This window comes from Burkholderia mycopellens, assembly GCF_964265025.1.
Taxonomy (GTDB): domain Bacteria; phylum Pseudomonadota; class Gammaproteobacteria; order Burkholderiales; family Burkholderiaceae; genus Burkholderia.
Map to the genome: position 1 here is coordinate 622,023 of NZ_OZ183802.1, position 25,371 is coordinate 647,393.

At 65.8% G+C, this 25,371-nt stretch carries 25 protein-coding genes and 1 tRNA gene; 13 read left to right on the top strand and 13 right to left on the bottom strand.

Annotated elements, in window-relative coordinates:
- The first annotated feature begins 51 nt into the window (after positions 1 to 51).
- From argJ to ACPTTC_RS02990, 3 genes are read left to right on the top strand one after another with little or no spacing between them, the layout of a single operon-like run.
- Complete coding sequence (argJ, locus tag ACPTTC_RS02980; protein WP_423391507.1) at positions 52 to 1,293, top strand: bifunctional glutamate N-acetyltransferase/amino-acid acetyltransferase ArgJ; 1,242 nt, start codon at positions 52 to 54, stop codon at positions 1,291 to 1,293.
- Positions 1,294 to 1,312: 19 nt separating this feature from the next.
- Positions 1,313 to 2,182 (top strand): ATP-binding protein, encoded by an 870-nt coding sequence (locus ACPTTC_RS02985; RefSeq protein ID WP_423391508.1) that lies wholly within the window; start codon positions 1,313 to 1,315, stop codon positions 2,180 to 2,182.
- Positions 2,179 to 2,637 carry an NUDIX domain-containing protein gene (locus ACPTTC_RS02990; RefSeq protein WP_423391509.1) on the top strand — a complete coding sequence of 153 codons (459 nt, stop codon included), beginning with the start codon at positions 2,179 to 2,181 and terminating at the stop codon, positions 2,635 to 2,637. The genes ACPTTC_RS02985 and ACPTTC_RS02990 overlap by 4 nt, the downstream gene beginning before the upstream one ends.
- Before the next feature lie 60 nt (positions 2,638 to 2,697).
- Here the strand turns inward: ACPTTC_RS02990 and ACPTTC_RS02995 are convergent, their stop codons facing one another.
- The 9 genes from ACPTTC_RS02995 to ACPTTC_RS03035 form a co-directional block, all read right to left on the bottom strand.
- Positions 2,698 to 2,898: a DNA gyrase inhibitor YacG gene (locus tag ACPTTC_RS02995; RefSeq protein WP_226195303.1), complete on the bottom strand. Its 201-nt coding sequence runs from the start codon at positions 2,896 to 2,898 to the stop codon at positions 2,698 to 2,700.
- 25 nt (positions 2,899 to 2,923) lie between these two features.
- The gene (zapD, locus tag ACPTTC_RS03000; protein ID WP_166964954.1) at positions 2,924 to 3,679 is read right to left on the bottom strand and encodes a cell division protein ZapD; all 756 of its coding nucleotides are present in this window, start codon (positions 3,677 to 3,679) and stop codon (positions 2,924 to 2,926) included.
- A gap of 107 nt (positions 3,680 to 3,786) precedes the next feature.
- The gene (gene coaE / locus ACPTTC_RS03005; RefSeq protein ID WP_423391510.1) at positions 3,787 to 4,395 is read right to left on the bottom strand and encodes a dephospho-CoA kinase; all 609 of its coding nucleotides are present in this window, start codon (positions 4,393 to 4,395) and stop codon (positions 3,787 to 3,789) included.
- A 1-nt stretch (position 4,396) separates the two neighbouring features.
- The gene (locus ACPTTC_RS03010; protein ID WP_423391511.1) at positions 4,397 to 5,308 is read right to left on the bottom strand and encodes a prepilin peptidase; all 912 of its coding nucleotides are present in this window, start codon (positions 5,306 to 5,308) and stop codon (positions 4,397 to 4,399) included.
- 45 nt (positions 5,309 to 5,353) lie between these two features.
- Complete coding sequence (locus ACPTTC_RS03015) at positions 5,354 to 6,565, bottom strand: type II secretion system F family protein (protein WP_423391512.1); 1,212 nt, start codon at positions 6,563 to 6,565, stop codon at positions 5,354 to 5,356.
- Entirely contained in the window at positions 6,562 to 7,839 is a 1,278-nt protein-coding gene (locus ACPTTC_RS03020) for a GspE/PulE family protein (protein ID WP_423391513.1), read from the bottom strand. The genes ACPTTC_RS03015 and ACPTTC_RS03020 overlap by 4 nt, the downstream gene beginning before the upstream one ends.
- Before the next feature lie 83 nt (positions 7,840 to 7,922).
- Positions 7,923 to 9,215, bottom strand: a complete 1,293-nt coding sequence (locus ACPTTC_RS03025) for an HlyC/CorC family transporter (RefSeq protein WP_423391514.1) — start codon at positions 9,213 to 9,215, stop codon at positions 7,923 to 7,925.
- A 141-nt stretch (positions 9,216 to 9,356) separates the two neighbouring features.
- Positions 9,357 to 9,433 (bottom strand) — tRNA-Pro (locus ACPTTC_RS03030).
- A gap of 179 nt (positions 9,434 to 9,612) precedes the next feature.
- The gene (locus ACPTTC_RS03035) at positions 9,613 to 10,608 is read right to left on the bottom strand and encodes a polyprenyl synthetase family protein (RefSeq protein ID WP_175955563.1); all 996 of its coding nucleotides are present in this window, start codon (positions 10,606 to 10,608) and stop codon (positions 9,613 to 9,615) included.
- A gap of 210 nt (positions 10,609 to 10,818) precedes the next feature.
- Between ACPTTC_RS03035 and rplU the strand changes: the two genes are divergently transcribed.
- The 4 genes from rplU to proB all read left to right on the top strand — a co-directional run bounded on the left by rplU (position 10,819) and on the right by proB (position 13,925).
- Positions 10,819 to 11,130 (top strand): 50S ribosomal protein L21, encoded by a 312-nt coding sequence (gene rplU, locus ACPTTC_RS03040; protein ID WP_006025184.1) that lies wholly within the window; start codon positions 10,819 to 10,821, stop codon positions 11,128 to 11,130.
- A 24-nt stretch (positions 11,131 to 11,154) separates the two neighbouring features.
- The gene (gene rpmA / locus ACPTTC_RS03045; RefSeq protein WP_006476999.1) at positions 11,155 to 11,418 is read left to right on the top strand and encodes a 50S ribosomal protein L27; all 264 of its coding nucleotides are present in this window, start codon (positions 11,155 to 11,157) and stop codon (positions 11,416 to 11,418) included.
- Between the two features lie 186 nt (positions 11,419 to 11,604).
- The gene (gene obgE, locus ACPTTC_RS03050; protein WP_175955565.1) at positions 11,605 to 12,717 is read left to right on the top strand and encodes a GTPase ObgE; all 1,113 of its coding nucleotides are present in this window, start codon (positions 11,605 to 11,607) and stop codon (positions 12,715 to 12,717) included.
- Between the two features lie 89 nt (positions 12,718 to 12,806).
- The gene (proB, locus tag ACPTTC_RS03055) at positions 12,807 to 13,925 is read left to right on the top strand and encodes a glutamate 5-kinase (RefSeq protein WP_175971404.1); all 1,119 of its coding nucleotides are present in this window, start codon (positions 12,807 to 12,809) and stop codon (positions 13,923 to 13,925) included.
- A gap of 95 nt (positions 13,926 to 14,020) precedes the next feature.
- Here the strand turns inward: proB and ACPTTC_RS03060 are convergent, their stop codons facing one another.
- Positions 14,021 to 14,629 (bottom strand): CNP1-like family protein, encoded by a 609-nt coding sequence (locus ACPTTC_RS03060; protein WP_423391515.1) that lies wholly within the window; start codon positions 14,627 to 14,629, stop codon positions 14,021 to 14,023.
- A 13-nt stretch (positions 14,630 to 14,642) separates the two neighbouring features.
- Positions 14,643 to 15,290: an RNA pyrophosphohydrolase gene (locus ACPTTC_RS03065; protein ID WP_034182660.1), complete on the bottom strand. Its 648-nt coding sequence runs from the start codon at positions 15,288 to 15,290 to the stop codon at positions 14,643 to 14,645.
- Positions 15,291 to 15,508: 218 nt separating this feature from the next.
- Between ACPTTC_RS03065 and ACPTTC_RS03070 the strand changes: the two genes are divergently transcribed.
- Both ACPTTC_RS03070 and ACPTTC_RS03075 read left to right on the top strand, forming a co-directional pair.
- The gene (locus tag ACPTTC_RS03070; protein ID WP_423391516.1) at positions 15,509 to 17,245 is read left to right on the top strand and encodes a proline--tRNA ligase; all 1,737 of its coding nucleotides are present in this window, start codon (positions 15,509 to 15,511) and stop codon (positions 17,243 to 17,245) included.
- Positions 17,246 to 17,266: 21 nt separating this feature from the next.
- Positions 17,267 to 17,869, top strand: a complete 603-nt coding sequence (locus ACPTTC_RS03075) for a MarC family protein (protein ID WP_009688453.1) — start codon at positions 17,267 to 17,269, stop codon at positions 17,867 to 17,869.
- Between the two features lie 94 nt (positions 17,870 to 17,963).
- Here the strand turns inward: ACPTTC_RS03075 and ACPTTC_RS03080 are convergent, their stop codons facing one another.
- Entirely contained in the window at positions 17,964 to 18,515 is a 552-nt protein-coding gene (locus ACPTTC_RS03080; RefSeq protein WP_175955572.1) for a hypoxanthine-guanine phosphoribosyltransferase, read from the bottom strand.
- Between the two features lie 94 nt (positions 18,516 to 18,609).
- On the bottom strand, positions 18,610 to 19,977 hold the full coding sequence (gene ffh / locus ACPTTC_RS03085; protein ID WP_124455327.1) for a signal recognition particle protein: 1,368 nt from the start codon (positions 19,975 to 19,977) through the stop codon (positions 18,610 to 18,612).
- An 89-nt stretch (positions 19,978 to 20,066) separates the two neighbouring features.
- Here ffh and ACPTTC_RS03090 point away from each other — a divergent pair, with 89 nt between their 5' ends.
- The 4 genes from ACPTTC_RS03090 to ACPTTC_RS03105 all read left to right on the top strand — a co-directional run bounded on the left by ACPTTC_RS03090 (position 20,067) and on the right by ACPTTC_RS03105 (position 25,317).
- A complete protein-coding gene (locus ACPTTC_RS03090) occupies positions 20,067 to 20,960 on the top strand; it encodes a cytochrome C assembly family protein (RefSeq protein WP_085042265.1) in 894 nt (297 codons plus the stop codon).
- Positions 20,961 to 20,973: 13 nt separating this feature from the next.
- Entirely contained in the window at positions 20,974 to 21,285 is a 312-nt protein-coding gene (locus ACPTTC_RS03095; protein ID WP_423391517.1) for a PP0621 family protein, read from the top strand.
- A complete protein-coding gene (ampD, locus tag ACPTTC_RS03100; protein ID WP_423391518.1) occupies positions 21,282 to 21,872 on the top strand; it encodes a 1,6-anhydro-N-acetylmuramyl-L-alanine amidase AmpD in 591 nt (196 codons plus the stop codon). The genes ACPTTC_RS03095 and ampD overlap by 4 nt, the downstream gene beginning before the upstream one ends.
- 451 nt (positions 21,873 to 22,323) lie before the next feature.
- Positions 22,324 to 25,317, top strand: coding sequence for a ribonucleoside-diphosphate reductase subunit alpha (locus ACPTTC_RS03105; protein WP_423391519.1), 2,994 nt, complete (start codon positions 22,324 to 22,326; stop codon positions 25,315 to 25,317).
- Positions 25,318 to 25,371 lie beyond the last annotated feature (54 nt).

Genomic DNA, 25,371 nt, shown 5'->3' on the forward strand with positions numbered 1-25,371 from the left:
TCCAATCGATGCCGGCGTATGCCGGCATTTTCCATCCGGCAGGTGTGCCCCATGGCTGTCAATTTTCCGTCGATCGATCCCGCCCAACTGCATCCCGTCGCCGGCGTCACGCTCGGCTGGGCGGAAGCGAACATCCGCAAGCCGAATCGCAAGGACGTGCTGGTCATTTCCGTCGACGAAGGCGCGACGGTCGCGGGCGTATTCACCGAAAACCGTTTCTGCGCAGCGCCGGTCACCGTTTGCCGCGAGCACCTGGCGAAGGTGCGTGCAGGCGGCGCGGGCATTCGCGCGCTCGTCGTGAATACGGGCAATGCGAACGCGGGCACCGGCGAGCCAGGCCTCGTGAACGCGCGCGCAACCTGCACGGAACTCGCGCGCCTCGCGGGCATCGAGCCGGCGCAGGTGCTGCCATTCTCGACCGGCGTGATCCTCGAGCCGCTGCCGATCGATCGCCTGAAGGCCGGGCTGCCGGCTGCGCTCGCGAACCGCAAGGCCGCGAACTGGTTTGACGCCGCGCAGGCGATCATGACGACGGACACGCTGCCGAAGGCCACGTCGCGCCAGGTGACGATCGACGGCCACACGGTCACGCTGACGGGCATCAGCAAGGGCGCGGGCATGATCAAGCCGAACATGGCGACGATGCTCGGTTTCCTCGCATTCGACGCGAACGTCTCGCAGCCGGTGCTCGACACGCTCGTGAAGGAAGTGGCCGACCGCTCGTTCAACTGCATCACGATCGACGGCGATACATCGACGAACGACTCGTTCATCCTGATCGCGTCGGGCAAGAGCATGCTGCCGGCGATCACGTCGACCGATTCGCCGGCCTATGCGGCGCTGCGCGATGCGGTGACGGAAGTCGCGCAGGTGCTGTCGCAATTGATCGTGCGCGATGGCGAAGGCGCGACGAAATTCATGACGGTGCAGGTCGAAGGCGGCAAGAGTGTCGCGGAATGCCGCCAGATTGCTTACGCAATCGGCCATTCGCCGCTCGTGAAGACGGCCTTCTACGCATCCGACCCCAACCTCGGCCGGATTCTCGCGGCGATCGGCTATGCGGGCGTCGCGGATCTCGACGTCGACAAGATCGACCTCTACCTCGACGACGTGCTCGTCGCGCAGGCGGGCGGCCGCAACCCGGCCTACCAGGAAGAGGACGGCCAGCGTGTGATGAAGCAGAGCGAAATCACGATCCGCGTGCTGCTCGGCCGCGGCGACGCGCAGGCCACCATCTGGACGTGCGACCTGTCGCACGACTACGTGAGCATCAACGCGGATTACCGCTCCTGATCGGGAGTGCCCGGACGACATGGACAAGCTTGAACAGTTTCTGACGCGCGCCGAAGCGCTGCTCGGCCGTCTCGAGGGGATGCTGCCGCCCGCGCCGGCAGCGGTCGACTGGAATGCCGCCCACGCGTTCCGCTGGCGCACGCGCCAGGGGCGCGGCTATCTGCAGCCGGTGCCGGCCGTTTCGTCGATCACGCTCGATGATCTGCACAACATCGATCGCCAGAAAGGGCTGATCGAACAGAACACGCGGCAGTTCGTGCAGCAGAAGCCGGCCAACAACGTGCTGCTCACCGGCGCGCGCGGTACCGGCAAGTCGTCGCTGATCAAGGCGTGCCTGAACGCGTATGCGAAGGACGGCCTGCGCCTGATCGAAGTCGACAAGGACGACCTGCACGATCTCGGCGACATCGTCGACCTGATCTCGCAGCGTCCGGAGCGGTTCATCGTGTTCTGCGACGACCTGTCGTTCGAGGAGGGCGAGTCGGGCTACAAGGCGCTGAAGGTCGCGCTCGACGGCTCGATCGCCGCGCAGTCGGACAACGTGCTGATCTACGCGACGTCGAATCGCCGCCATCTGCTGCCCGAGTACATGAGCGACAACGAGACGTACAAGCATCTCCCGGATGGCGAGATTCACCCCGGCGAGGTCGTCGAGGAAAAGATCTCGCTGTCGGAGCGCTTCGGCCTGTGGGTCAGCTTCTATCCGTTCAAGCAGGATGACTACCTCGACATCGTCGGGCACTGGCTGCGTCATTTCGGCTGCCCGGATGCGGAGATCGAATCCGCACGCGGCGACGCGCTCGTGTGGGCGCTCGAGCGCGGCTCGCGGTCGGGGCGCGTCGCGTGGCAGTTTGCACGTGACTGGTCGGGCCGCAAGGAGCAGGTATGAGCGCGGATCTCGCACAAGGCGCGGTGCGCGCGCCCGATGGCCGCAAGGTGACGGAAGTCGCGGTCGGCGTGATGGTGCAGCCGGACGGCACGGTCGGCCGCTGCCGCTACCTGCTCGCGCAGCGGCTGCAAGGCAAGCCGTATGAAGGCTACTGGGAGTTTCCGGGTGGCAAGCTGGAGGCCGGCGAAAGCGTCGAGGACGCGCTTGCACGCGAACTGCACGAGGAACTCGGCATCGAAGTCACGGCCAGCCATCGCTGGCACACGCTCGAGCACGATTATCCGCATGCGTACGTGCGGCTGTATTTCTGCAAGGTGACGGGTTGGACGGGCGAGCCGCACAGCAAGGAAGGGCAGGCGTTCGTGTGGCAGCAACTGCCGGTCGACGTCGCGCCGTTGCTGCCGGCCGCGCTGCCGGTGCTGGAACTGCTCGAGAAGGAAGCCGCGTCGAACTGACGCCACGATGGCCTGCCGGAAAGGCGGGCCATATCACTAGCGGGCGGTGCCGCGCATCGCTTAGCTGTCTCGACGGTTGTCCGCGCCGTCCTCCTCCGACGAGGGGCCCTCGTCGGAGGATCCACCGATCCGGTACTTTTCCGCGGCCCATGCGCCGAGGTCGAGCTGTTTGCAGCGGGCCGAGCAGAACGGGCGGAACTGATTTTCGGGCGTCCAGCGCACTTCGGCGCCGCACGACGGGCATTTCACAACGGTAGTCATACGAAAGCGATCCGGCCCGCGGCCGTTACAGATTGCACAGTGTCAGATGGAACGGCACGTCGATGTCCACCGCGCGCGGCCGCACATCGCCGTCCTGCATGGTGAACCGTACCCACAGCATGTATTTGTTGGCGCTCGCTTCGGGAATGACGCGCAGCTCCGGCGGTACGCGCACCTGCATCAATTGGTACGTGCGGCCGGACAGCATCTGCTGGTAGCTGCCTTGCATCGCCATGACCTTCGACGCCTGGCCCGATTCGCGCGCGAGCCGCAGCACGATCGTCACGGCGTCGCGCAGCGGCAGCATCGGCAGGATCCACTTCGTGATGTCCTGGCGCCTCTGCTCGGCGGGCCATTGCTGCCATGCGTAGTACGACGGCAGGTCGAACTTGCACGTGCCGCCGGGAATCACCGCACGGCTGCGGATGCTGGCGAGCCACTCGTTGTCGACGAGGTGCTGCCCGGTCTTGCCCTGCATCTGCGCGAGATTCGCAAGCGTCTGCTCGATTTCGCCGAGCACGGCTTCGAGCGCGTTCTGCTCGATGCCCGGATTGCCGCGAAAGGGGGCGAGCGTCTGGCGCTGACGTTCGAGCTCCTTCATCAGATCCGATTTCAGGTCCGCGCGGCCCGTTACCTCGGCGATTTCGAACAGCGTCGTCAGCGCGACGTGGTGTTCACGCGGGTCCTCCTGAGCCAAAAAGAACGCGAAGCGCTCGAAGAGATCTTCGAGGCGCAACAGCGTGCGAATTCGCTCGTTGAACGGATACTCGTAAAGAATCAAGCGCGCTCGCCTCTTGGGTAGGAATTGAAACAATGCAGGACATTCTAATGCTCACTCTCTACCCTAGCAACGCGCCAATTTCGTACACCATCACGATCGCGTGATGCTCAGTGCGCAGCGGCCGCGAACCCGAGATAGCGTTGGTGCAGTGCATCGACCTGCGCGGCGAGCGCATCGGGTGTCGTCGCGTCGTTGACGATCACGTCGTCGGCCGCCGCGAGACGGGCTTCGCGCGTCGCCTGTTTCGCGATGATCGCTTCGACCTGCTCGCGCGTGAAGCCGTTGCGCCGCATCACGCGCGCAATCTGCGTTTCGACCGTGCAATCGACGACGAGCACGCGATTGCTGCGTGCCTTCCAGTTGCCTGACTCGACCAGCAGCGGCACGATGAACATCACGTACGGGCCTTGCGCTTCGCGCGCTTCGCGATCGGTCTCCGCGCGGATCAGCGGGTGCGTGATTGCTTCGAGGCGCCGGCGCGCGGCGTCGTCGCTGAAAATCAGTGCGCGCATCTTCGCGCGATCGAGCGAGCCGTCGGCGGCAACGAAGCCGCGGCCGAATGCCTGTTCGATCGCGGGCATCGCGAGACCGCCCGGCGCGGTGATGCGATGGGCGATCAGATCGGTATCGACCAGCGACGCGCCGCAGGCGCCGAATAGATCGGCGACGGTCGTCTTGCCGCTGCCGATGCCGCCGGTCAGTCCAATGGCGAACATGTCAGCCTCCGAGCGCCGAATAGAAAGGGGTGCCGAAAAACAGCGTCGCGACGCCGCCTGCCGCGAGGAACGGGCCGAACGGAATCGGCTCCTCGAAGCGCATGCGGCCGCGCCAGGTCGCAATGAGCCCGACGATCGCGCCCGTCACCGCAGCGAACAGCACGACCTGCGGCAATGCGGCCCAGCCCATCCATGCGCCGAGCGCGGCGAGCAGCTTCAGGTCGCCGAAACCGATGCCCTCGATGCCCCGCAGCCATTTGAACAGCCAGTAGATCGACCACAGGAACAGGTAGCCGGCCATGGCCCCGATCACGGCCGAGCGCAGCGACGTGAATGTTCCGCCGAGGTTCAGCACGAGCCCGGCCCAGAGGAGCGGCAGCGTCATCGAGTCGGGCAGGTAGCCCGTCCGGATATCGATTGCGCTCATCGCGAGCAGCGCGGCGCACAGTGCAAACGCAGCAAGCGCGGCGACGGTCGGGCCGAATGCCGCGAGCGAGCCGGCGGCGAGCAGCGCGCACGCGAGCTCGACGAGCGGATAGCGGATGCCGATCGCGTGGCCGCAGCGCCGGCAGCGCCCGCGCAGCATCAGATAGCTGGCGAGCGGGATGTTTTCCCATGCGCGCAGCACGTGGCCGCAATGGGGGCAGGCGCTGCGCGGGCGCCACAGATCGTAGCGCGGCGGGTAGCCGTCGTCGGGCGGGGCGCTCGCGTTGCCGGTCGCCTCATCGATCTCGGCCTGCCACGCGCGCTGCATCATCACGGGCAGCCGGTGCACGAGCACGTTCAGGAAGCTGCCGACGCAAAGGCCGATGGCGACCGCGAACGCATACTGCAGCGCGGGCGGCAGCATCGCCAGCGCGAGCAGCGTGCTCTCGGGCGAATCGGTAACGGCGTACAGGGGCGCTGGCATCATGAGGCTCAAGGTTCGGACTAAAAGGCGACAGAATCGGTTGCGATGCTACACCACGTTGCCGAGCTGAAGGATGGGCAGGTACATCGCGATTACGAGGCCACCGACGAGTGCGCCCAGTACGATCACGATCAGCGGTTCGCCGAGCGCGGCGAGTGCATCGAAACGTGCGTCGAGCTGGCGTTCGCACAACGCGGCGATGTCGGCGAGCATCGTGTCGAGCGCACCGGTCTCCTCGGCGACGGCGATTGGCTGCACGACGTCGTCCGGAAAGCAGCCGGCCGACTGCATCGCGTCTGCGAGGCGTGCGCCGCGCAGCACGCGGGCTGCGATATGCGCAGTGGCGTGCTCGAACACCGGATGGCCGGCGGTGCGCTCGAGCGTGGCAAAGGCGTCGGCGAGCGGCACGCCGGCGCCGAGCAGCGTCGCAAGCGAGCGGCACCAGCGTGCGGCCGCGTACCGGCTGAGCGCACCACCCGCGAGCGGCGCGTGCAGCAGGTGCCGCGCGACCGCGTGGCGCAGCGGTGCAGACCGCCGCAGCGCGTGATGTGCTGCCAGCCCAGCTGCGGCAGCACCGGCAGCGAGCACACCGCCCCACGCTGACAGCGCGGAGGACAGCGCGAGCAGCGCGCGGGTCGGTGCCGGCAGTGCGGCGCCAAAACCGTCGAAGATCTGGCGGAACGTCGGTACCACCCACACCATCAACGCGGCCGAGATCGCGAGCCCGAACAGGATGACGGCCGCCGGGTAGGCGAGAGTGGCCCGCGCCTTGCGCCACTGCGCGTCGGTGCGCTCGCGGTGCTCCGCGACCCGGGTCAGCACGATGCCGAGCGAGCCGGACGCTTCGCCGACTTCGATCAGCTGGCGATACAGCGTGCCGAACTGGGAGGGATAGCGTGCGAGTGCATCGGCGAAGCGTCGGCCGCCGATGATCTCGCGGGCGAGACCCGCGGCGATGCGCGGCAGGCCGTCGCGTGGCCGCGTGCGCGCGAGCATCTCGAGCGACGGCGCGAGCGGCAACCCGGCCTGCAGCAGGCTTGCGAGCTGGCGCGTGAAGCGCGTGACATCCCGCGCGCTGGCCGTTGGCGGCCGGGCCGGCCCGCGGACGTCGAGCGACAGCACGGCGATGCCGTCGCGTGCGAGCGCGGCACGTGCACTCGCCGCGTCGAATGCGACGACGGTGCCGCGGCGCGACGTGCCGTCGCGACGGCGGCCGCGCCACGCGAAGCGGGTTTCACGCGGCGGCGTGCGCATGCTCATGTTGCAGGTGTCGCGGCGAGGGCTTCCGCGATGCTCGTCGTGCCGTCGTGGACGCGCGCGAGCGCCGCGTCGCGCAGACTGCGCACGCCTTCGGCCGCCACGCATTGCGCGAGTTCGCCGACACTCGCCCGTGCGACGATGCGTTCCGCCAGCCCGGGCGATACCGGCATGGTCTGATGCAGGCCGACACGGCCGCGATAGCCGATGCCGTGACAGGCCGGACAGCCGCGCGCGACGAACGGCCGCCATCCGGCTGCGAGGGCAGCCGGGTCGCAGCCGGTTTCGCGCAGGACGGGCACCGGTGCGTCCGAGTGCACGCGGCAGGCGGTACACAGCCGCCGGACGAGGCGTTGCGCGGTGACGAGGTGCAGCGTGGCCGCGAGGTTGTACGGTGCGACGCCGATGTCGAGCAGTCGCGCGACGGCGGCCGGCGCATCGTTCGTGTGCAGTGTCGACAGCACGAGATGGCCGGTCTGTGCGGCCTTGATCGCGACGTCGGCCGTCTCCGCATCGCGAATCTCGCCGACCATGATGATGTCCGGGTCCTGCCGCAGCAACGCGCGCAGTGCTGTCGCGAACGTGAGCCCCGCCTTTTCGGCGACACCGACCTGGCTGATGCCGTCGAGCTGGATCTCGGCGGGATCCTCGACCGTGCAGACGTTGTGCGCGTCGCGATCGAGCATCTGCAGCGCGCAGTAGAGCGACAGCGTCTTGCCGCTGCCGGTCGGACCCGTGACGAGCACGAGACCATGCGGTGCGCGTATCGCGGCCTCCATCGCGGCCGCCTGCTGCGCGTCGAAGCCGAGGCGGGCGAGCGTGAGGTCGGGTGGCAGCGTCTCCAGGCGCCGCAGCACGAGCTTTTCACCGAACAACGTGGGCAGGGAGCTGACCCGGTAGTCGCCGCGCGTACCGCCGTCGATCACGATGCGCAGCCTGCCGTCCTGCGGGAGCCGCCGCTCGGCGATGTCCATGCGCGCGAGCACCTTGATCCGTGTGACGAGCGCGTCGCGCAGATGAAGGGGCGGTCGCGCATGTTCGTGCAGCACGCCGTCGATGCGAAGGCGGATGCGCCAGCCGGCTTCGAATGGTTCGACGTGGATGTCGGATGCGTCGCGCACGCGAGCCGCGTGAAGGGTATCCGTCAGCAACCGCACGGCCGGCGCATCGTCGAGCTGGGCCGCGTCGAGCGTGCGCGGTGCGGTGGCGGACGACACATCGGAGTGAGCGGGCGGCGGCTGCGCGCGCAGCGGCGCCCCGGGAGGAGGGAAATGCATGTGAGCCGGCGCGCTGGCCGCCTGTTGACCGTGACCAGCAGATGGTCGCGCGTCGCGGGCGGCGCCGGCAGTCAGCCGTTCGGCTAGCGCGCGGTGACGCGTGCGGTGCGCGAGCCGCGCGGCTTGAAGAGCTTGACGGTGCGCACGGCCTGATCGTCGCTGCGCATCACTTCAAGCATCACATCACCGATTTTCAGGCACACGTCGTCTTCCGGAATTTCCTCGAGGATTTCGAGCACCAGGCCGTTCAGCGTCTTCGGCCCGTCGGTCGGCAGCTTCAGGTGCAGCCAGCGATTCAGTTCGCGCAGCGGCATGCTTGCCGAGACGATGCATTCACCGTTCTCGTCCCAGCCGCCCGCGCGTTCGCTGCGCGGCATCGACGTCGTGAATTCGCCGATCAGCTCTTCAATGATGTCTTCGGGCGTGACGAGCCCTTCGAGCTCGCCGTACTCGTTGACGACGAGCGCGGTCCGTTGCCGCGTTTCCTGGAAAAACTGGAGCTGCTGGACCACCGGCGTGCCGGACGGCACGTAGTACGGCTCGGCGAGCAGCGTGCGTAGCGTCTCGCGGTCGAACTCCTGGTTGTGCAGCGCGGTCAGCGTCTTGCGGACGTGCAGCACGCCGAGCACCTTGTCGATGTCGCCTTCATAGACGACGAGCCGGTTGTGATAGCAGGTTTCGAGCTGGTGCAGGACGTCGTCGAGCGGCGCGTAGAAGTTGAGCGACTCGATCTGGCGGCGCGGCACCATCACGTCGTCGACCGTGATGTTCTCGAGGTCGAACAGGTTGAGCAGGATGCTGCGGTGCTTGGTCGGCATGAAACTGCTCGACTCGAGCACGATGGCCCGCAGCTCGTCGGCCGACATTCGCTGGTCGCGACCCTTCTTCGTGTTGATGCGCAGCACCCACAGCACGCCGTTCGCGAGTGCGTTGACGAACCAGACGACCGGCTTGAACACGCGCATCAGCGGCGCGATCACGAGGCTCGCGGGCAGCGCGATGCGTTCGGGGAACGTCGCGCCGACGATCTTCGGCGCGATTTCGGCGAACACGATGATCAGGAACGCGACGATGCCGGTCGCGATCGACAGCGCGAGGTTGTTGCGGCCGAACGTATGCAGCGCGAGCGACGTCGTCAGGACCGGGATGATCGTGTTGAACAGGTTGTTGCCGATCAGGATCACGCTGAGCAGCAGGTCAGTGCGCGTCAGCAGCCCTTGCGTGGTTTTCGCGCCGAGTACGCCCTGGCCGGCGAGATGCTTCAGCCGATGGCGGTTGAGCGCCATCATCGCGGTCTCGGAAATCGAAAAGAAGCTGGAACAGAGGAGAAGCAGGAAGACGGCGCCGATTTGCGCCCATAAGGGAATTTGGTCCACGCGTTGGAAGGGCAGTGAAGGACAGGGATGGAAGGAATATAGCAGAGGCCGGCGGCTGCGATGTGTCGTGCGCGACACGAGGGCCTGCGGCAGCCGGGCAAAAAAAAACCGTGCACGGCGTGCACGGTTTTTTTACAAATCTGGTCGGGGTGAGAGGATTCGAACCTCCGGCCTCTACGTCCCGAACGTAGCGCTCTACCAGGCTAAGCTACACCCCGATTTGCACTCTTCCGATTTCGTGGTCTTCTTCAAGAACCGCTGCGTCGTCGAGCAAGAACATAACTATAACGACGTTTCTTTAAAAAGGGAAGGCCTTGGAGAAGAAATTTTTCGAGACAGGTGATTTTCCCGTGTCGAACATGCATAGCGCGCCGTGGCGGCGACGCATGGCATGGACTTACGACTGCCGCGACGTCGAGTACGAGCACAACGCGAGCAGGCTTTCCTTGTAGATCGAATCGGGGAACGCGACGATTGCCGCCGCCGCCGCCTGTGCTTCCTGGCGTGCGCATTCGAGCGTATGGTCCAGTGCGCCGGAGCGCGTGATCGCTTCGAAAATCGTGTCGAAGCGATCGGTGCCACCCTGTTCGATCGCCTCGCGTGCCAGCGCCGACTGTTCGGGCGTGCCGCGTTCGATTAGATAGATGAGCGGCAGCGTCGGCTTGCCTTCGCGGAGATCGTCGCCGGCATTCTTGCCCATTGCCTCGACGGTGCCCGCGTAGTCGAGCCAGTCGTCCATGATCTGGAACGCGGTACCGATCCGGCGGCCGTATTCGGCGGCGGCAGCCTCGGTCGGCGCATCGGCGCCTGCGAGTACCGCGCCCAGACGGGCCGACGCCTCGAACAGCTTGGCCGTCTTGTAGCGGATCACCTGCATGTAGCGCGTTTCGTCGACGTCCGCGTCGTGCATGTTGAGGAGCTGCAGCACCTCGCCTTCGGAAATGATCGTCGTCGCTTCGGACAGGATCTCCATCACGCGCATCTTGCCGACGCCGACCATCATCTCGAACGAGCGCGAGTAGAGGTAGTCACCTACCAGCACGCTCGCTGCGTTGCCGAACAGCGCATTGGCGGTCTGGCGGCCGCGGCGCAGCTCGGATTCGTCGACGACGTCGTCATGCAGCAGCGTGGCCGTGTGGATGAACTCGACGACGGCGGCCAGCACGTGCCGCTGGTGCGACGTCTCGCCGAGCGCGCCAGCGACGAGCAACAGCAATGCCGGCCGCAGCCGCTTGCCGCCCGCGCCGATGATGTACTCGGCGATCTGGTTGATCAGCAGCACATCGGACGCGAGGCTTTGCCGGATAACGCGATTCACCTGCTCCATGTCACTGGTGATCGGAGCGAGCAGATGGGCGGCGCTGAGGGTGGGGGAGGCGGTGGACGACGACATGATGATGGAATTGGGTGATGCGGCGGATTATAAGTCGAATCCGAGATATCCCGGTCTGTCACACGTGCCGCAGCCTTGAATTTGGCCGTTTGGCCGAGGCCCGCGCGCGGCAATCGTCAATCGGTTTTGACTCCGGTGCTAACCCCATGTATAATCACGTGTTTTCCGCGCGTGGTGTGCGGAAAAATTGGATCCAGAGTGAGGTTCTCAATGTACGCGGTCATAAAAACCGGCGGCAAGCAGTACAAGGTTGCCGTTGGCGAAAAACTCAAAGTAGAACAGATACCGGCTGACATTGACGCTGAAATCACGCTCGACCAGGTTCTCGCAGTGGGCGAAGGCGAATCGATTAAGTTCGGTACGCCGCTGGTCAGTGGGGCTTCCGTCAAGGCCACCGTTGTGTCGCACGGTCGTCATGCCAAGGTCACCATCTTCAAGATGCGTCGCCGGAAGCACTACCAAAAGCACGGCGGCCACCGCCAGAACTACACTGAGCTGCGCATCGACGCGATCAACGCGTAAGCGCCTCGGTAAAGGAGCAATCAGATGGCACACAAAAAGGCAGGCGGCTCTTCCCGGAACGGCCGCGACTCCGAGTCGAAACGTCTCGGCGTGAAAGTGTACGGCGGCCAGGCAATCAATGCCGGCGGCATCATCGTGCGTCAGCGCGGTACGCGCATGCACGCAGGCGAGAACGTCGGCATGGGCAAGGATCACACCCTGTTCGCGCTGGTCGACGGTCACGTCAAGTTCGCGACGAAGGGCGCGGACAAGAAGCATCTGGTCATCGTTGTCCCGGCGGCTGCCTAAATTCAGGCACCCAAGGGCTTCGTAGCCGAAAGGCCCCGCAGTCTTCGCGGGGCCTTTTTTATTTGGTCGCCGGGCGCGTATGCGTTCGGCGACCATCGCGCAACCGGCGTACGATCGGCCGAACGGCAGATTGTTCAAGCGCGCCGGCGCGCGGCACAATAGTGGAAATACTGGGCGGAGTGACGAATGAAGTTCATTGACGAAGCACGAATCGAAGTCATCGCCGGCGACGGAGGCGATGGCAGTGCGTCGATGCGCCGCGAGAAATTCGTCCCGTTCGGCGGGCCGGACGGCGGCGACGGCGGCCGGGGCGGTAGCGTGTACGCGATCGCCGACCGCAACATCAACACGCTGATCGACTACCGTTACGCGAAGAAGCATCTGGCGCGCAACGGCGAAAACGGGCGCGGCTCGGATTGCTACGGCAAGGGCGGCGACGACGTCACGCTGCGCATGCCGGTCGGCACGATCATCAGCGACATGGATACCGGCGAGCTGATCGCCGACCTGACCGAGCACGACCAGCAGGTGATGCTTGCGCAGGGTGGCGCCGGCGGGCTCGGCAACCTGCATTTCAAGTCGAGCACGAACCGCGCGCCGCGCCAGAAGACGGACGGCAAGCCCGGCGAGCGTCGCATGCTGAAGCTCGAGCTGAAGGTGCTCGCCGATGTCGGCCTGCTCGGCATGCCGAACGCGGGCAAGTCGACGTTCATTTCGTCGGTGTCGAACGCGAGGCCGAAGATCGCCGACTACCCGTTCACGACGCTTGCGCCGAATCTCGGCGTGGTGCGTGTCGGTCCGAGCAAGAGCTTCGTGATCGCCGACATCCCGGGGCTGATCGAGGGCGCCGCCGAAGGCGCGGGCCTTGGCCATCAGTTCCTGCGCCACCTGCAGCGCACGGGCGTGCTGCTGCATCTCGTCGATCTCGCGCCGTTCGACGAAAGCGTCGATCCGGTTGCGGAAGCGAAGGCGATCGTCGGCGAACTGCGCAAGTACGACGAGGCGCTCTACGAGAAGCCGCGCTGGCTCGTGCTCAACAAGCTCGACATGGTGCCGGAAGACGAGCGCAAGGCGCGCGTCGCGGATTTCCTCGAGCGCTTCGAGTGGGATGGCCCCGTGTTCGAGATCTCGGCACTGACGGGGCAAGGTTGTGAAGCGCTGTGCTACGCGATCTACGACTATCTCTCCGAACATTCGGACGCGCATCGCGCGGCGGAGGCGGAAGATCTCGCGGCAGACGTGCGTTTCCGCGACGCGCCGCCTGCCAAGGGCGATGCAGCGCCGGGCGACGACGCCTGAACGGTTTCGAGTGCGCCGGGCGTGCGGCCCGGCGTCGGCGTTCAATCGCGCCCGGCCGGGCAGGCATCAGATACAGGAGACAGTGCAGGATGCGTTCGATCATCGCGGATTCGAAGCGATTGGTGGTGAAGGTGGGCTCCAGCCTCGTGACCAACGACGGCAAGGGGCTCGATCATGCGGCAATCGGCCGTTGGGTGGCCCAGATCGCGGCACTGCGCGCCCAGGGCAAGGAAGTCGTGCTCGTCAGCTCGGGCGCGATTGCCGAAGGGATGCAGCGGCTCGGCTGGAGCAAGCGGCCGCGGGAAATCGACGAGTTGCAGGCTGCCGCCGCAGTCGGCCAGATGGGGCTCGCGCAGGTCTATGAGAGCCGCTTCGCCGAGCACGACATCCGCACCGCGCAGATCCTGCTGACGCATGCCGACCTGGCGGACCGCGAGCGTTACCTGAATGCGCGTTCGACGATGCTGACGCTGCTGCGGCTTGGCGTCGTGCCGATCATCAACGAGAACGACACGGTCGTCACCGACGAAATCAAGTTCGGCGACAACGACACGCTTGGCGCGCTCGTTGCAAACCTGATCGAAGGCGATGCACTGATCATCCTGACCGATCAGTCGGGGCTGTTCACGGCCGATCCGCGCAAGGATCCGGGCGCGACGCTCGTTGCGGAAGCCAATGCGGGCGCGCCGGAACTCGAGGCGATGGCCGGCGGCGCCGGCTCGAGCCTCGGCCGCGGCGGGATGCTGACGAAGATCCTCGCGGCGAAGCGCGCGGCGCACAGCGGCGCGAACACCGTGATCGCGAGCGGCCGTGAGGCAGACGTGCTCGTGCGTCTGGCGGCCGGCGAGGCGATCGGCACGCAACTGATCGCACGTACCGCGCGGATGGCGGCGCGCAAGCAGTGGATGGCCGATCATCTTCAGGTGCGCGGTCACGTCGTGATCGATGCGGGCGCGGTCGAGAAGCTGACGGCCGGCGGCAAGAGCCTGCTGCCGATCGGCGTGATCGACGTGCAGGGCGCGTTCGCGCGCGGCGAAGTCATCGCGTGTGTCGGCCCCGACGGGCGCGAAGTGGCGCGTGGGCTCACGAACTACAGCAGTGCGGAGACGAAGCTGATTCACCGCAAGCCGAGCGGCGAGATCGAATCCGTGCTCGGCTACATGCTGGAGCCCGAGTTGATCCATCGTGACAACCTGGTGCTGGTGTGACCATTCGTGCCGGTTCCGGCCGTCAGATGAAAAAGCCCGCGTGATGCGGGCTTTTTTCATGCGGCGGACAGGGGCGCGGCGGGCGCCGCGCACCGTCAGCGCAACTGGCTCATCGCGGTGCGGTGAAACCGGATGTTTTCCAGGATCTGCTGGGTTGAGCCCTGCGGCATCTTGTTCGCGCAGAAGTAGTCCTGATAGAGCGCCGAGTGGTAGGCATTCAGCTCGCCGTTCTCGATGCGCTGCCAGTCGTTCTCGACGGTGCGATCCCAGCCGTCGTGATCCGAATTCAGGCCGGCATACTGGCGCCATTCATAGGTGTCGCAACGGATCCCCTCGTAGTTCACGTTGCGCGCGCCGGCCGGGCTCGTGATGACGACTGCGTAGCGCACGACGCCGTCGGTGCCGACCGCGAGCGACTTCGCATCGACGAAGAACTTGAGCGGCGTGTTCTGCGATACGGTGAACGGAAGCAGGTCGCCCGTTTGCGGCAGCGGCGGCAGCGAGTCGACCGTGTTTTCCTTCCAGGTGCCCTGGCGGTCCAGCAGATACACGAACGCGCTGTCATCCTTGTTGGTGGGCGTCTTCGAATTCGCGCAACCTGCCAGCGTGGCCGCCGCGACAATCGATGCGAGCGCGAGAGCAATCGCTTTCAATATGCATTCCTCGTAAAAAAAGGGCGCGACACCAAGGTCGCGCCCGGTCATGCAGTTTGATTCGTCATTTGCCGACGATCACGTGGGGCGGCATCTCGTCGAGCGTGCCCGCTTCCACTTCGATCTCCGAACAGACTACCGATGTATCGACAATCGTCAGCGTCTGCTGGGCCTGCGCGCCAATGACGCGCGGATAGCGCGACAGACGCGGCCCGCGCGGCTTCTCGGCTCGCTGCGCCGGGCGGCGCAGGAAGCGCGACAGTTCCGTCAGCGCCAACTGATAGACATCCCGCTTGAACTCGATCACCGCATCGAGCGGTACCCAGTACTCGTTCCAGCGCCACGCATCGAACTCCGGGTGGTCGGTCGCGCGCAAGCAAATGTCGCAATCGCGTCCAACCATCCGCAGCAGGAACCAGATCTGCTTCTGGCCGCGGTAATGACCGCGTACTTCGCGTTTAATGAACTTGTCAGGCACCTCATAACGCAACCAGTCGCGAGTGCGGCCGATTATCTTGACGTGTTCCGGATGCAGGCCCGTTTCCTCGTGCAGTTCCCGGTACATCGCCTGCATGGGGGTCTCGCCGTACTTGATCCCACCTTGAGGAAACTGCCAGGAATGCTCTCGGAGCCGCTTGCCCCAAAACACCTCGTTGCGCGCGTTCAAGAGGATGATGCCGACGTTCGGGCGAAAGCCTTCACGATCCAGCATACAACCACCTTCGAATCCTTTAAAATTGCTTTGATTATAAACAGATAACGGGCGCTGCGCACCGTGACGGAGCGAATCCGCGCGGGGTGCACCGGCTGATTCGTCCCTGATTAGTCTGCTACGTCATCTGCGCCATCGTCGTTCGTCGCGCGCAGCTTTTTCACCTTGAAACTTTTTCGGGCGCCCCGCCTGGGGGCGCCGTTTTTGGAACCGTCCGCATGAAAGCTTCCCGTTTCTTTATCGGCACCCTGAAAGAAGCACCCGCCGACGCAGAGATCGTCAGCCACAAGCTGATGGTGCGCGCCGGCATGATCCGTCGCGTCGCCGGCGGCATCTATAACTACCTGCCGGTCGGCCTGCGTTCGATTCGCAAGGTCGAGGCGATCGTGCGCGAGGAAATGAACCGGGCGGGCGCCATCGAGCTGCTGATGCCGGCCGTGCAACCCGCCGAGCTGTGGCAGGAATCGGGCCGCTGGGAGCAGTACGGCCCCGAGCTGCTGCGCTTCAAGGACCGCAAGGATAACGACTTCGTGATCGGGCCGACGCACGAGGAAGTCATCACCGACATCGCGCGCAACCAGATCAAGAGCTACCGGCAGATGCCGGTGAACTTCTATCAGATCCAGACGAAGTTCCGCGACGAGATCCGCCCGCGTTTCGGCGTGATGCGCGGCCGCGAATTCATCATGAAGGACGCGTACTCGTTCGACAAGGACGCGGCCGGCCTGAACGAGTCGTATCGCAAGATGTACGACGCGTACGTGCGCATCTTCACGCGCCTCGGCCTCGAGTTCCGTGCGGTCGCGGCCGACAGCGGCTCGATCGGCGGCAACTTCTCGCACGAATTCCACGTGATCGCCGACACCGGTGAAGACGCGATCGCGTACTGCCCGACGTCCGAATTCGCTGCGAACGTCGAGGCTGCCGAAGCGCTGCCGCTGATCGCCGAGCGCGCGGCGCCGGCCGAAGCGATGGAGAAGGTCGCGACGCCTGGCAAGGCGAAGTGCGAAGCCGTCGCCGAACTACTGGCCATCCCGCTCGAGCGCACGATCAAGTCGATCGTGCTCGCGACCGACAACGAAGGCGCCGAGCCGACCATCTGGCTCGTGATGCTGCGTGGCGATCACGACCTGAACGAGATCAAGGTGTCGAAGCTGCCGGGCCTGAAGAACCACCGCTTCGCGACCGAGCAGGAAATCGTCGAGTGGTTCGGCACGCCGCCGGGCTACCTCGGCCCGGTCGGCACGAAGAAGCCCGTGAAGGTGATTGCGGATCGCACGGTCGCGAACATGAGCGACTTCGTCGTCGGCGCGAACGAGGTCGACTACCACATCGCCGGTGTGAACTGGGGCCGCGACCTGCCCGAGCCGGACGTCGCCGACGTGCGCAACGTGCAGAAGGGCGACCCGTCGCCGGACGGCAAGGGCGTGATCGACATCTGCCGCGGCATCGAGGTCGGCCACGTGTTCCAGCTCGGCACCAAGTATTCGGAAGCGATGGGTGCGACGTTCCTCGACGAATCGGGCAAGCCGCAGCCGATGCTGATGGGCTGCTACGGCGTCGGCGTCACGCGCATTCTCGGCGCGGCGATCGAGCAGAACTTCGACGACCGCGGCATCATCTGGCCCGAGTCGATCGCGCCGTTCGAAGTCGTGCTGTGCCCGATGGGCTATGACCGCAGCGAAATGGTGCGCGAGACCGCCGACAAGCTGTACGCGGAACTCGTCGCAGCCGGCATCGACGTGATCCTCGACGATCGCGGCGAGCGCCCGGGCGTGATGTTCGCCGACTGGGAACTGATCGGCGTGCCGCATCGCCTCGTGATCGGCGAGCGCGGCCTGAAGGAAGGCAAGATCGAGTATCAGGGCCGCCGCGACGCCGAAGCGACGCTGCTGCCGGCCGACGCGGCTGCGGCGACGGTCGCGGAGAAGATCCGCGCCGCGCTCGCGCGCTAAGCGCACCGACCGGGGAACGCGGTGGAATACACCTTCCTGTCGGCCACCGTGCTCCTGGTGCTGATTACCGATCCGCTCGGCAACATCCCGCTGTTCATTTCGGCGATGCGGGACGTGCCGCGCGAGCGGCGCGTGAAGCTGATCCTGCGTGAAGTGGGGATCGCGTTCGTGATCCTGCTGTTCTTCATGCTGGTCGGCGACCGCTTCCTGCGAATGATGAGCCTCACCGACCTGTCGCTGCGGCTCGGCGGCGGGATCGTGCTGTTCCTGATCGCGCTGCGGATGATCTTCCCGCACCCGGATGGCGCGCTCGGCAACGATCCGCGTGCGGGGGGCGAGCCGTTCATCGTGCCGCTCGCGATTCCGGCGCTCGCCGGGCCGTCCGCGCTCGCGACGGTGATGCTGCTGACGTCGCAGGGGCCCGGCAAGATGCTCGAGTGGGTCGGCGCGCTGACGGTCACGATGATCGTCTGCGCGGTGACGCTGGTGCTGGCCGAGCGTATCCAGCAATGGATCGGCGAGCGGACCGTCGCGGCGTTCGAGCGGCTGATGGGCCTCGTGCTCGTCGCGATTTCGGTCGAGATGATGCTGGGCGGCATCCGTGCGTTCGTGCACCAGCTGTAGGGCGGGGCGGCGCACACCCAAGACGCCCCAAAAAAAGCGGCGCTCCGGGAAACCGGAGCGCCGCTTTCTATTTATATAGTGCGGAGCGGGGCGCTCAGACGTTCGTGGTCAGCGCGCGGATCGTCGGCAGGTTGCGCCAGTAACCTTTCGCATCCATCCCGCAGCCGAACACGTAGCGGTCGGGCACCGAGAAGCCGCAGAAGTCGGGGTGCAGCGGCTTCGCCTTCGCGAGCGTCTTCTCGCAGAGCACGGCCGACATGAAGCGCTGTGCGCCCATGTCGAGGATGCGGTCGCGAATCGCGGCCATCGTCTCGCCTTCGTCGAGGATGTCGTCGAGCACGAGCACGATCCGGTCCTTCACCGATTCGCGCGGCGCGACGCGCCAGTGCATTTCCGGGCTGCCCTGCGTCGTATTGCGATAGCGGGTCAGGTGGATATAGTCGAATTCCAGCGGGAAATCGAGATGCGGCAGCAGCATCCCGGTAAACACCGCGGCGCCGCCCATCACCGAGAGAACGAGCGGGAACGCATCGCCGATCTCGGCGCGGATCGCGTCGGCCATCCGGGAGATCGACGCATTGACGGCGTCGGCCGAGACGATCTCTTCGGAGTGGTTGAAAATGTGGAGGGCTTCTTCGCGGTTCATGTGTTCTGGCGGGCAGTCGGTATACAAATAAGAATGAAGCAGAACGGACGGCGCGCGCTACGGCAAAAACCCGCGCGCCGGCCGATGGGCGGAATCAGCGCATGCCGGGCATCATGCCCTTCAGGCCGCGCATCATCTTCTGCATGTTGCCGCCCTTCAGCTTCTTCATCATCGTACGCATCTGGTCGTACTGGTTCAGCATCCGGTTGACTTCCTGCACCGGCACGCCCGCGCCGGCCGCAATGCGGCGCTTGCGCGTCGCCTTGATGATCTCGGGTTTTGCGCGCTCGGCGGGCGTCATCGAGCTGATGATGCCTTCCATCCGGCGGATCGACTTCTCGGCCTGGCCCATGTCGGCGCCGGCCGCCGCCTGCTGGAATTGCGCGGGCAGCTTGTCCATCAACGACGACAGGCCGCCCATGTTCTTCATCTGCGAGATCTGCGCGCGGAAATCGTTCAGGTCGAAGTCGCCGCCTTTCTTGACCTTGTCGGCGAGCTTCTGCGCGGCCTGCACGTCGACGCCGCGCTGCGCTTCCTCGACGAGCGCGAGGATGTCGCCCATCCCGAGGATCCGGTTCGCCATCCGGTCGGGGTGGAACACCTCGAGGCCGTCGAGCTTCTCGGCGACACCGACGAACTTGATCGGCTTGCCCGTGATGTGGCGCACCGACAGCGCGGCGCCGCCGCGCGAATCGCCGTCGAGCTTGGTCAGCACGACGCCGGTGAGCGGCAGCGTGTCGTTGAACGCCTTCGCGGTGTTGACCGCGTCCTGGCCGAGCATCGCGTCGACGACGAACAGCGTTTCGGCCGGCTTCAGCGTGCCGTGCAGCGCAGCGATTTCCTGCATCATCGCCTCGTCGATGCCGAGGCGGCCGGCCGTGTCGACGATCAGCACGTCATGGTAGTGGCGCTTCGCCCAGTCGACGGCCGCGACCGCGATGTCGACGGGCTTCTGGTCCGGCGTGGACGGGAAGAAATCGGCGCCGACCTGTTCGCTCACCGTTTTCAGCTGCATGATGGCGGCCGGGCGATACACGTCGCACGACACGGTCAGCACCTTCTTCTTGTACTTCTCGCGCAGCAGCTTCGCGAGCTTGCCGGCGGTCGTGGTCTTGCCTGCGCCCTGCAGGCCGGCCATCAGGATCACCGCGGGCGGCGTGACCGCGAGGTTCAGCTCGGCGGCCTTGCCTTCGTAGTCGCCGCCGATCACGGCGGTCAGTTCCTTCTGGACCACGCCGACCAGCGCCTGACCCGGCGACAGGCTGCTGATCACTTCTTCGCCGAGCGCCTTTTCCTTGACCTTGGCGATGAATTCGCGGACGACCGGCAGCGAAACGTCGGCCTCCAGCAGTGCGAGACGCACCTCGCGGAGCATCTCCTGCGTGTTCGCCTCGGTAAGCCGGGCCTCGCCGCGCAGCGTCTTGACGACGCGCGCCATCCGTTGAGTGAGATTGTCGAGCATGGGGAGCGGTGGACAGTGGGGCCCGAAGGCGCGGCGGAACCGAACAAAGGGAGCCGTCGCGGGAAGGGGGCCTAGTGTAAACTTCGAACATGGATATTGTACTGTATGCCCTCACCGCATTCCTGTACGGCGGCCTCGCCGTCGCAGGGTGGCGCACGCACCGTCAGGGTGCGACGCCGCTCGTCGCGAGCGTGCCGGCCGTGCCGGTTCCCGCGTCCGCCGCGTCCGGAATGAGCGGGGCCGGCCGCGCGCTGCTGTTTGCCGCGCTCGTCGCGCACGGCGTGCTGCTCCACATGACGATCTTTCCGAACGATGCGATGGTGTTCGGCTTCGCGTTCGCGCTGTCCGCGATGTTCTGGCTCGGCGCCGGCATCTACTGGATCGAGAGCTTCTTCTTCCCGCTCGACAGCCTGCGCCTGCTGGTATTGCCGCTCGCGTGCGGCGCGTCGCTGCTGCCGCTCGTGTTCGGCGGCGTGCGGGTGCTTCCCTATGCCGCAGCACCGCTGTTCAAGCTGCATTTCCTGATCGCGAACATCGCATATGGCCTGTTCGCGATCGCGGCCCTGCACGCGATCCTGATGCTGATGGTCGAGCGGCGCCTGCAGTCGCTGAGGAGCGGCGGGCGCGACGGCTCGACAGGTTGGATCGCGAGCTGGCTCGAGACGCTGCCGCCGTTGCTCACGCTCGAGAAGCTGCTGTTCCGCCTGATCGGCGCCGGCTTCGTGCTGCTCACGCTGACGCTCGCGTCGGGCATCCTGTTCAGCGAGCAGGTCGACGCGCGCGCGTTGCGGCTCGACCACAAGACGGTATTCGCGATCCTGTCGTGGCTGATGTTCGGCGGCCTGCTGGTCGCCCGCAAGACGTCGGGCTGGCGTGGCCGTGGCGCCGCGCGCTGGGTGCTCGTGTCGTTCGCCGCGCTGCTGCTCGCGTATGTCGGCAGCCGGTTCGTTTTCGAGGTGCTGCTACACCGTTCCGTGGTTTGAACGCAGGTTTCCGATGCGACAGATTCTTCTCCTGATTCTTCTCTTTTTCGCGGGTTCGTGGATTGCGCGCAAGCTGCGCCAGGCCCAGGAGCACGCGCAGGCGCGCACCGGCCGCGGCGCCGGCCACGACGGTACGCCCGGCGGCGCGGGTGCGGCGCGCCCGAACGGCGACGCGCGGTCGCTGCCCGAGCCGATGGTGCGCTGCGCCGAATGCGGCGTACATGCGCCGAAGGGCGATGCGGTCGCCGCGGGCGGTGAATACTTCTGCAGCGCCGAGCACGCGCAGCGCCACGCGGCGCGCGCGAGCGGTCGCGACGCACGATGAGCGACGCGCCGCTGCTGTCGGTCGACGCGAACGGCTGGGTGCGCGAAGCGCGCCACGCGCCGTCGCCGAACTTCGAGGTGCGGCCCGCTGGCGCGGTGCCGACGCTCGTGGTCGTCCACAACATCAGCCTGCCGCCCGGCGAATTCGGCGGCGATGCGATCGAGGCGCTGTTCCTGAATCGTCTCGACTGCGATGCGCACCCCTATTACCAGAGCCACCTGCGCGGCGTACGCGTGTCCGCGCACTTCCTGATCCGCCGTAACGGCGAACTCGTGCAGTTCGTGTCGTGCGACGAGCGCGCATGGCACGCGGGCTCGTCCGAGTTCTTCGGCCGGCCGCGCTGCAACGACTTCTCGATCGGCATCGAGCTCGAAGGCGCGGACGACGTGCCGTTCGACGACGCGCAGTATGCGATGCTCGCCGTGCTCTGCCGCACGCTCGCGGCACGCTACCCGGTCGACGCATTCGCGGGGCACTCGGACGTCGCGCCGGGCCGCAAGACCGACCCGGGCCCGCATTTCGATTGGCAACGCTTCGCGAGCGATGCCGGTTTTTCCGCCGGATACTTTCCTTTCCGTCAGCACTGATCGCGGGGTTTTTTGACCGGAGAAAGTTTTTTCTCCGACCAATGCCTTGTCGTGTCTGCGCGTGGGCGATGTCAAGACCTCCATCGCAAATTATCCGTTTGGACGTCCTCCGAATGTCCACTATACTTGGTGCCAGTTGAGCAGTTCTGCACTAGATATAGTGTGTGTCGCAGGGGAAACCCGAGCGGCACCGGCCGGCGGGCAACGCCGGCGGACAGGGTTCTCAGGGCGGCGCGTCAGGCCGGGCGGTCCGGGCGTCGCGATCAGCGCAGCGAACTTCGACGGGGCAGGGTACACATGACGAAGCACACGACCGGATCGGTTGTCGCGCATCGACCGAACCGGCTTCCCCGGCGCATCGCTCGCCTCTTACCGCTCGCGCACCGCATTGCGCAGCGTTCGTTTTAATCCGCGGTTCTCTCCGCACCATCCAACACCAGGAGCTTTGCACATGCAAACCACCGACAACGCGACGTCCCAGTACGAGAGCGCCTCGAGCCGTCCGCTCGGCGGGACCGAACAGGGCGCGAAGGCGCTCGCGCCGCAGGCCACGTTCGCCGATTACAAGGTGATCCGCCGCAACGGCAGCGTCGTCTCGTTCGAACCTTCGAAGATCGCGATTGCGGTGACCAAGGCTTTCCTGGCCGTCAACGGCGGGCAGGGTGCGGCATCGGCGCGCGTGCGCGAGCAGGTCGAGCAACTGACGCAGAACGTCGTGCGCGCGCTCGTGCGCAGCCGCCCGAACGGCGGTACGTTCCATATCGAAGACATCCAGGACCAGGTCGAACTCGCGCTGATGCGTGGTGGCGAGCACAACGTTGCGCGTGCGTACGTGCTGTATCGCGAGAAGCGTCACCTCGAGCGCCAGCATGCGGGCGAGGAAGCAGCGGCAGCCGGCGGCGACGCGAGCACCGGCATCAACGTCGTCGACAACGGCGTCACGCGTCCGCTCGACCTGAACGCGCTGCGTGCACTGATCGTGTCGGCGTGCGACGGCCTCGGCGCTGCGGTTAACCCTGACCCGATCGTCGCGGAAACGGTGAAGAACCTGTACGACGGCGTGCCGATGAGCCAGGTCTACGACTCGGCGATCCTGGCTGCGCGCACGATGATCGAAAAGGATCCGGCATACAGCCAGGTCACCGCCCGCATCCTGCTGCACACGATCCGTCGCGAGATCCTCGGCGAGGAAGTGGTGCAGGCCGAGATGTCGGCTCGTTACGCGGAATATTTCCCGCAGTTCCTGAAGCGCGGCGTCGACGCCGGCCTGCTCGACGACAAGCTGCTGCAGTTCGACCTGAAGCGCCTCGGCGACGCGCTCGACGCGAGCCGCGACATGCAGTTCGGCTACCTCGGCCTGCAGACGCTGTACGACCGCTACTTCCTGCACGTCGAAGGCACCCGCATCGAAATGCCGCAGGCATTCTTCATGCGCGTCGCGATGGGCCTGTCGCTGAACGAGATCGACCGCGAAACGCGCGCGATCGAGTTCTACAACGTGCTGTCGAGCTTCGACTTCATGAGCTCGACGCCGACGCTGTTCAACTCGGGCACCCACCGCTCGCAACTGTCGTCGTGCTACCTGACGACGGTCGCGGACGATCTCGACGGCATCTATGAAGCACTGAAGGAAAACGCGCTGCTGTCGAAGTTCGCTGGCGGTCTCGGCAACGACTGGACGCGCGTGCGCGCACTCGGCTCGCATATCAAGGGCACGAACGGCAAGTCGCAAGGCGTGGTCCCGTTCCTGAAGGTCGTCAACGACACGGCCGTCGCGGTCAACCAGGGCGGCAAGCGCAAGGGCGCGGTCTGCGCGTACCTCGAATCGTGGCACCTCGACATCGAGGAGTTCCTCGAGCTGCGCAAGAACACGGGTGACGATCGCCGCCGTACGCACGACATGAACACGGCGAACTGGATTCCCGACCTGTTCATGAAGCGCGTGATGGAAGGTGCCGACTGGACGCTGTTCTCGCCGTCGACCTGCCCGGACCTGCACGACAAGTTCGGCGCGGAGTTCGAGACGGCTTACACGGCTTACGAAGACAAGGTCGCGCGCGGCGAGATCAAGCTGTTCAAGAAGATCCCGGCGGCGCAGCTCTGGCGCAAGATGCTCGGCATGCTGTTCGAGACGGGCCACCCGTGGATCACGTTCAAGGATCCGTGCAACATCCGCTCGCCGCAGCAGCACGTCGGCGTCGTTCACTCGTCGAACCTGTGCACGGAAATCACGCTGAACACGAGCGACACCGAAATCGCGGTGTGCAACCTCGGCTCGGTGAACCTCGTTGCCCACCTGGTGAAGCAGGCCGACGGTAGCTACGCGCTCGACCACGACAAGCTGAAGCGCACGATCAGCGTCGCGATGCGCATGCTCGACAACGTGATCGACATCAACTACTACGCGGTGGCGAAGGCGCGTAACTCGAACCTGAAGCACCGCCCGGTCGGCATGGGCATCATGGGCTTCCAGGACTGCCTGCACCTGCTGCGCACGCCGTACGCGTCGGAAGCGGCGGTCGAGTTTGCCGATCGTTCGATGGAAGCGGTCTGCTACTACGCGTACTACGCGTCGACCGAGCTGGCCGAAGAGCGCGGCCGCTACTCGAGCTACCGCGGCTCGCTGTGGGATCGCGGGATCCTCCCGCAGGACACGCTGAAGTTGCTGACGGAAGCACGCGGCGGCTACGTCGAGGTCGACACCTCCGAGTCGCTCGACTGGACGTCGCTGCGTTCGCGGATCGCCGCGCACGGCATGCGCAACTCGAACTGCGTCGCGATCGCACCGACGGCGACGATCTCGAACATCATCGGCGTGTCGGCCTGTATCGAGCCGACCTTCCAGAACCTGTACGTGAAGTCGAACCTGTCGGGCGAATTCACGGTGGTGAACGAGTACCTGGTGCGCGACCTGAAGGAGCGCGGCCTGTGGGACGAGGTGATGGTCGCCGACCTGAAGTACTTCGACGGCATGCTGTCGCGCATCGACCGCATCCCGGCCGACCTGCGCGCGATCTACGCGACCGCGTTCGAAGTCGACCCGACGTGGCTGGTCGAAGCGGCATCGCGTCGCCAGAAGTGGATCGACCAGGCGCAGTCGCTGAACATCTACATGGGTGGCGCGTCGGGCAAGAAGCTCGACGAGGTCTACAAGCTCGCATGGCTGCGCGGCCTGAAGACGACCTACTACCTCCGCACGATGGCGGCGACGCACGTCGAGAAGTCGACGGTCGCACACGGCGCGCTGAACGCAGTGCCGACGGGCGGCGGTTCGAGCAGCGGCGGCGCGCAAGGCGCGGCTGGCGGCTTCGGTGCGGCAGGCGGCGCGGCGTCGTCGGGCGCGGTCAACGCGGCACCGGCACTCGCACCGGTCGAGGCAGATGGTCCGGTGTGCACGATGCGTCCGGGCGATCCTGGCTTCGACGAATGCGAAGCGTGCCAGTAACGCAGTGCGCCTGACCTGAGAAGAAGGTCAGCGCGGCGCACACGACGACCGATC